Here is a 7,731-nt window from a genome sequence, read left to right on the forward strand (position 1 = left end):
CAGCCCCGAACCGAAAAGAAAAAGAAGCCGCCTCTGGTCAAAGATCCTAAGCATCCTCACGTCTCTACTGCCAAACTTTTATCTGGCGGCTAAATAACATTTAGACAGGTATCATAAAAGATATTTAAAGCTAGATTTGAACATAATCATTTTTCTATTTTTTATCACTGAGGCATTGAAAAACAAGAGTTTGCAGACAACGAAGCATTATCCAAGTTTGCCTTTTCTTGGTCTGTAGTCAAAACTAAATTTCCTTGTTCATCACGAATCAAAACGTTGGCTTCTATAATTTGTGTAGGTTGTTTGCTTGTTGATGAGTTGGTTTTTTGGTTTTGGGGATTTGGAGCAAAGTTACTTTGTCCCATATCATTAAGTATCATGGCATCAGGATTAGGTTGTAGACTTCGAGAACTACTAACGATAAAATTACTTGCTTTGGTGCCTACTTCCCTCTGGCAAACGGAGGTGATTTGAGGAACTTCGGAAATTTCTTTTGCTTTTATTTCGGTTGTGTAAATGTTAGGATTAACAATGTTAAATTGAATATTCCCGTTAATTCCGTATTTGGAACTAGTTGTTATTAAGCTATCAGGACTAAAAAAGAGTCCTTTAGCATTAATTGTGATATTTCCACCACGGCCTCTGAAAGCATTGGCTGTGATTCTGCTGTTTTTTGATGCAGAAATTATATCTGCATTAATTGCGATATTTCCACCATTCCCTCTGTTGCCAGCAGATGTTGAAATTGCACTATTTTCACTTATCTGTAAATAAGATGTATTAATAAAAATATTACCACCATCACCAGAGATGGTTGATGCTGCAATTGTACCTTGATTTAGACTGATTGAATCAGCAGCATTAACGAAAAGATTACCTGCTCCTCCAAACCCGTCATTTCTACCGCTAAGAGTAGCGCCATTAGTAACAGTTAATTTTCTCGTATTAACTGTTACTTGCCCAGATTCACCAGAAAGAATCGGAGGGAGATTAAATATTTGTTGAACAATTGAAGGTGCAACAGTAGACGATGAGGACAAGCTACTTCTAAAAAGGGATGGAGATCCCTGCAATATTCCATCTATATCTATAGAATCAGAAGCATTAACAATAAGGCTTCCAGCATTGCCAGATCCTGTAGTAGAAGTACTTATTATACCGCCATTAGTAATGATAAGCTTTTGTGTCTTGATTACTAATGAACCAGCATTTCCTCTATTGAAAGTTATATTTGAAAAAGAACTAGGAGTAAATAAGGAAGACCCTCCCGTTACTTTAATTAAATCTGCGTGTACATTTACGTTGCCTCCGTTGCCTGTACCGAAAATAGCACTACCTAAAGAAGCTCCGTCTTCAATAGTTAGTTCTTTTGTTGATAAAGTAAGATTGGCTCCATTTCCTGAACCATAAATAGTATTAGAGATAGTACTACTAATCGAAGGATTTATCGAACTAAACCCTTTTATTAATACAGAATCGGAGGCATTTACTATTAAATTACTAGATTTTCCTAGACCTTGTGTAACCGTTGCTATTCCTGAGCCTTCTCTTAGACTCAGTTGCTTAGTATCTACAATCAAATTTCCTCCGTCACCTTTTGCTCCTGGATAAATTATTGAAGCAAGACCGCTACGGGCTTGACCGTCTGCTGAAGTACCACTTATATCTATAGAATCAGTGGTTGTGACGTAAAGTGTTCCTCCTGACTTCTCTCGCAAAGTGCTATTTTCAATCTGGGAGCCATCTTGTACTGTTAATTGTCTAGCTTGAATTTGAATATCCCCTTGCCCCTCACCGCTAGAATCAACAGACGCTCCTTGAAATAGTTGAATGCTTTTAAAGTTTTGTGCAAGATCATAAGTAAAATTAAAACCATTATTCGTAGAGTTAAGTTTGATCAGACTTCCTGACCCAACACTTCCTAACTCTATCCGCCCCCCAGCAGTTTTAAGAGTTCCTCCATCCAATATTAGGTCGCCTCCTACTAATGCTAATGTTTTATTTGGTTGCACTCGTAGAGTATTAGTCGTATCAATTAGTTGATTTGTTTTTCTAGTTCCTTGACCATCACCTTTTACTTGAATTGCACCCGGATCAGTACCATATTGTAACCCTATCGGGGTATTAATACTTAGTAAAGGTATATTTTCAGGATTTGTAGCACTAAAATCCAAATTATTTGGAAACTTCAAACTAGTTGCTGTGCTAGCTATAAATGAACCTCCAATATCTAATCGTGCATCTTTTCCAAAAATAATCCCATTCGGATTAATCAAAAATAGATTAGCAGTACCATTAGCTTTAATAAGCCCATCAATATTGGATATTGACTTTCCTGTTACACGGCTAATAATGTTTTGAATATCTAAGGCATTATTGAATAAAGTAGAAGAACCAGTAGAAGTAGAGAATTGCTGAAAGCTATGATACAGATTATTCCCTGCTCTAGTTCCTCCAGTGATTTCAATAGTATTATCAGAAACTGTAACGAGAGAGTTTTGAGGCAAAGTTTTATCTGGAACAATCTGGGCTGTAACGGTTTTATTAAATAAAATTACGCAAAAAAATCCTAAATCAACTAGACATATTTTTATAATTGTTTTAAAATTTGTGGGCATAACTAACCTCTGGTTTACTCCAAAATTAAACTTATGGCTACTGCTTTAATAACGGGAGCTTCTTCAGGAATAGGAGCAGCATTTGCAAATGAATTAGCTGCCCGCAAAAATAATTTGGTTTTAGTGGCAAGAAGTGAAGAAAAACTTCAACATCTTGCCCAAAAACTCCAAGAAGAACACAAAATCAAAGTACACACTTTAGCGAAAGATTTAACGATAACAACGGCGGCTGTTGATATTTTTAATGCTCTGATTGAACAAAATATCACTAGTATTGATACTTTAATTAATAATGCTGGGCTGGGGGACTATGGGCTTTTTAGTGAAAGTCAACGAACGAAACAACTACAAATGATTCAATTGAATATAACGGCACTAGTTGATTTAACTTATCAATTTCTTCCTCAAATGATACAACAAGGCAGAGGCAATATTATTAACATTTCCTCAATAGCGGCTTTTCAAGGGTTGCCGTATATGTCCGTCTATGCCGCTACAAAAAGTTTTGTCCTTAGCTTTAGTGAAGCTTTGTGGGCCGAGAATTCTAAGACAGGAGCCAAAGTACTTGCTGTGTGTCCTGGTCCTACAAATACACAATTTTATGAAAAAGCTAGTTTTGAAAAGTTTTCCAATGAAGCAGAATCACTACGCTTGGATAACCCTTCAGAAATAGCAAGGGAAGCTTTAAATGCTCTTAATTCAGAAAGTTCTCATATTGTTACAGGTCGATGGGATAATAAAGTAATTTCTGGAATTTCACGTTTTCTACCTAGAGAAATTTGGTCAAAAGTTTTGGAACAAGAATTTCGCCCTAAATACTAATAATCAAAACAAACTTTAGTCCTTCTGGAGTCAGAATACAGTTAAGGTATTCTGACCGGAAAAATTGCTAGTGAAGCTCTCTTAGAGTCTGTGTCTCTTGCAAAAAAGTAAGCTAGCAAGAGCGTTTGATAGAGAACGTATCTAGTCTGGCTTTTGAATTCTAAATAACCGAATTATTCTTCAAGATTTATTTGTTAGAGTATAGTAAATTGCTCTGGGACTAAAAAGTTTTAGTGGGGAGATAACTAAATTAGTAACTTGCAGGAATAAAATGTTCATTTCTGGAAAAGATACAGTTCCCAAAATAAACTTTTGGCTATACCATTGTGTAAATTTATGCAATAACCCTCGCTTTTGAATGGATGGAAAGGTAGAAGGAAAAGCAGAGTCTTGAATTGTTGCTACATTCCAATGAGGAAAATTGCTTTTAGCTAATTCATTTTGAAATTTTGAAGATAAAAAATACCCATCCTTCGACCAATTTTTTTGCTTTTTCAAACAACTGCGTAAAACTAGTACAGCAAGAGAGCTAACTGTTAAACCCTGCCCATAAACAGGGCATAAGGCACAAACAGCATCACCTAAAGCTAGAAAGCCAAGTGGCAATTCAATTTTTTCGTAATGGCGGAGTCGATTAGCATTAACACGATAGGCATATATAGGAGAGATAGGCTCGGCATCTTTAATAAATTCGTAAAACTTGGAACTTGGTAAACTACTGGCGAATTCTAAAAAACCCTGCTCGTCAACTGGAGGAAAGTCCCGTCCGTAACCTCCAAGAGTAGCAATCCATTCCCCATCTTCAACTCTTGCTAAATATCCTAGACGTTTGTTATTAGGAGGAACTTGAGGAATTAACATTACTTTCCCTTTAAATGCCAAATCTTCAACTTTTTTATAACGCCTTGTGGCATACCCTAAATGTGGATCAACTATACTCTCAGGGGGACAACTAAATTTCAGTTTTTCTAGCCATTTAGGAGCAGAAGAGTGTCTACCACTAGCATCAATAACAAGTGAAGCTTCTTCAAGTTTCTCCTCTGTTGCTCCAGCAGGATGTAGCAAAACACCAGTGATTTTTTTTTCGTTATTACATACTAATCCAGTTGCACGATGCTTCTGCAACCAATATACATTTCCTAACTGAGTGACTCTTTTCCGTATAGTCCACTCTAATAATGGACGACTACAAGTATAAGAAATAAATTCCGAGGGAGATGCTGCAATTGCACCCCATCCGACATTTGGGACTAACCTAAAAAATTCTTGCGCCCAATCTATTGGTAATGCACCATTAAACTGTAATTCTTCACCTATTCCAGGAAATAATTCTTCAATAATTCTGTACCCTTTGACCAGCAGCACATGAGGCTGAACAGACTGTGCTACTCCTTTCCGAGGTATCGGTTGATCGGAGAACTCGTCACTATCAACAATAGTGACCTTAGAAAAAAATTCTGCGAGTACTGTAGCGCTAAGTAACCCTGCAATACTCCCACCAATTACAACAGCGTGAGTGTTGTAAATATCATTTTTGGCTTTTGTAGTATTCACCATTCAATTCACTATTGTTTTAAGTGTGTAGGTGCTTAGTGTCGGTGGAATAGAAGGCTTAAGGTAGTATATCAGTGTTGAATGAATTAGCTTTCTGAGAATAAAAAGTGTTTACAAAACTTAACAATTAAATTAATTACAAACTTTAAGCTAAGTTTTTTATCGAATAAAATACATGCTTCAGTTGTATTTTTAATAATTTTAAAATTATGCTATTAGACAATAAGCTTTTAGAGAAAAAATATGTCTTTAGCCAAAATCTTTCTCAAAAGATTAGCGGTCATTAATTGGGAACATCAGTCGGGAACTTCTCCAAATACAATACACTCGTTAGTCGCCAGAATTCATCATAAAAAAATCATTCTTCGTGTGGTTCTTTCAAGTAGTTGTTAAAACACTAGACGAAGAATGATTCTCATACCAAGCTGCGGAGCTTTGTTTGCTTTACTGGCGTACTTTTCATTTTTTAGCAAGCTGAAAATTGATTCTTTCTCTCACACAAAAGTAATATTTGATACTATTTCTTCTTCAAAACGAGAAATCAAGCGCTTTGATTATTTCGCAGCGAGGGAATAAATAATTACATATAAACTCTCATGAGAGAAAAGGTTTTTCCAGTGAAGATCGGGATTATAATATTGAACTTAAGCTGTAGGGTATCTGTGAAAAAAAGCCAAGAAAAAGCGCATTTTGTCAATCAGCTAAAATACTCAAAAGTATTTTGACAATAATGATAATCGTAGCTGGGGTGGGGAAAGAGGCGAGTGTCAGACTTAAGCGTGGTTAAATCTGAAAGCCAGCAAGCTGGATTTATCATCTTGGACTGCACCTTTGGTTAACCCTTAACCGTGATGTGTTTGCTGCTTATAAAGCCAATTTAGGCTTTATTTGGGCTTAATTTTGTCGTGAAACGAGGTTGTAAACTTGTACTGGAGTTCTATTGCCACATCTGCGATCGCCTGAAGCTGCCTTCGTCTTCCTTTGCCAAAGGCTTAAGAAGAGCTTATCGCTTCCAACAACAGGTAATTCAGTACAATCTTGAGTAGAGCCGGAGTTTTGAGTGGAGAAACCAATTGAGGCAAAGTTTGACTACACCAAGCCGGAAACTGAAAATTACGATCCTAACAGTAGGTTCAAGAGGAGACTTGCAACCATACTGTGCTTTGGGTATTGGGTTGAAACGTGCGGGGCATGAAGTAACCGTAGCAACCCATGAGAACTTTGAGCCATTTGTGAGGAAATTCGATTTAAAGTTTGCGCCGATCGCTGGAAATATGCAAGAGTTTCTGCAATCGAAACAAGGGCAGCGATTGATTGCGGGAGAAAAGTTGAATCCTTATGAAAGAGATAAGCTTTTGCTTCAACAATTGCAGTCAGCGTGGGCAGCGTGTCAGGGGGCTGAAGTAATCATCTACACGCCGCTAGCCAACTGGGGATATCACATAGCAGAGAAATTAGGCGTACCTTGCTTTTTTGCATCAGTTCTGCCGTTGACTCCCACAGGGATGTTTGGGTTTTTGAGATTTGCTCAAATAGCTAAAAACCCGCTAAAGAAAGCGATAAACTATGGCAGCTACTTCATTGCAGAGTTCTTGTACTGGCAAAAGCATCGAAAACTGATAAACTCCTTCAGAACCGAGACATTGAAATTACCGCCTATACCATATTTGGGTAGACGCTTCAGACAGAAGACTCCGGCAAATGTATCACGAATCTCTGTATTGTACGGGTTTAGTTCGCACGTTATCCCAAGACCCCGCGACTGGCCTGCATGGGCGTATGTGACTGGTTTCTGGTTTATTGAGCAAGCCTCCGAATACGAGCCACCCCTAGAACTAGAGGATTTTCTGGGACGAAAGCAATTACCTTTGTGTTTTGGATTTGGGAGCATGACAATGCCCAATCCAGAATATCTCACACACTATATCGTGGAAGCTTTAAAGAAAACACGTCAAGGCGGGATTATATTATCCGGCTGGGGAAATGTTGGAAGAACAGTGAATATAAAAGATTCGCTACGAGTGTTTGTGATCAAGGAAGTTCCTCATGATTGGTTATTTCCCCAAGTGCCAGCAATAGTACATCATGGAGGAGCAAGTACAACGGCGGCAGTGTTACGTTCGGGAACACCATCAGTTACCGTACCCTTTTTTGCTCCTCAGCCAGTTTGGGGTGAAAAGTTAACTCGGTTGGGAGTCAGCCCTGCACCGATACCGTACCACAAGGTATCAGAAGAAACTCTAGCGGCAGCGATTGAAGTAGTGCTGGGCGATGAGGTGATGCGGTCTAAAGCCCAGGAGTTAGGTGAGAAGATTCGGGGTGAAGATGGTGTGGCGAATGCAGTTGAAGCATTTCATCGGCATTTGGGTTTGATTGGGTGAGAAATTCTAATGCTGACCAACGAACGACAACTGCGGTTTTTAGCGAAAGCAGAGTTGGAACCGGCTGTACAAGCGAATGTATGGCAACAGGCAGTAGAGGAAGCGGCGAATAAGATTCCCTAGCGATCGCCTGGAAGCACAGTGGAAGTAACACCCAAAATTGTATGTGACTTCAGGTAGAATTTGCCCAAGACAGAAGGTAAAAGTTGTCCGTGTTGTCACTTGACACGATCTGTATGTTTGGATATCATTCAACTATATGGTTGAATCAAATGTAGCCCTTGATAAAATTTTTGCTGCTCTGGCTGATGTGACGCGGCGAGACATTCTTAAGCGGGTATCAACAGCAGAACATA

Annotated in this window: 4 protein-coding genes; 2 read left to right on the top strand and 2 right to left on the bottom strand. The window is 38.5% G+C overall.

What is annotated here, in order from left to right; all coding sequences use genetic code 11:
• Window positions 1-164: 164 nt before the first annotated feature.
• Window positions 165-2,618, bottom strand: a complete 2,454-nt coding sequence (locus H6G97_RS40680; RefSeq protein WP_190946284.1) for a two-partner secretion domain-containing protein — start codon at window positions 2,616-2,618, stop codon at window positions 165-167.
• Between the two features lie 33 nt (window positions 2,619-2,651).
• On the opposite strand from H6G97_RS40680, the gene H6G97_RS40685 reads away from it, so the two are divergent.
• Window positions 2,652-3,440, top strand: a complete 789-nt coding sequence (locus H6G97_RS40685; RefSeq protein ID WP_190946285.1) for an SDR family NAD(P)-dependent oxidoreductase — start codon at window positions 2,652-2,654, stop codon at window positions 3,438-3,440.
• Window positions 3,441-3,620: 180 nt separating this feature from the next.
• Here H6G97_RS40685 and H6G97_RS40690 read toward each other — a convergent pair whose 3' ends face one another.
• Complete coding sequence (locus H6G97_RS40690) at window positions 3,621-4,997, bottom strand: FAD-dependent oxidoreductase (RefSeq protein WP_190946286.1); 1,377 nt, start codon at window positions 4,995-4,997, stop codon at window positions 3,621-3,623.
• Between the two features lie 1,082 nt (window positions 4,998-6,079).
• Here H6G97_RS40690 and H6G97_RS40695 point away from each other — a divergent pair.
• Window positions 6,080-7,375: a glycosyltransferase gene (locus H6G97_RS40695; protein WP_277883412.1), complete on the top strand. Its 1,296-nt coding sequence runs from the start codon at window positions 6,080-6,082 to the stop codon at window positions 7,373-7,375.
• The last annotated feature ends 356 nt before the right edge of the window (window positions 7,376-7,731 follow it).

The sequence above is a fragment of the Nostoc flagelliforme FACHB-838 genome, from assembly GCF_014698065.1.
In the GTDB taxonomy this organism is placed as follows: Bacteria; Cyanobacteriota; Cyanobacteriia; order Cyanobacteriales; family Nostocaceae; genus Nostoc; species Nostoc flagelliforme_B.

What these genes read in the sequence shown, in the direction of transcription:
- H6G97_RS40690 (WP_190946286.1), bottom strand. Translation starts at nt 4,997, where the DNA reads ATGGTGAATACTACAAAAGCCAAAAATGATATTTACAACACTCACGCT.
- H6G97_RS40680 (WP_190946284.1), bottom strand. Translation starts at nt 2,618, where the DNA reads ATGCCCACAAATTTTAAAACAATTATAAAAATATGTCTAGTTGATTTA.
- H6G97_RS40685 (WP_190946285.1), top strand. Translation starts at nt 2,652, where the DNA reads ATGGCTACTGCTTTAATAACGGGAGCTTCTTCAGGAATAGGAGCAGCA.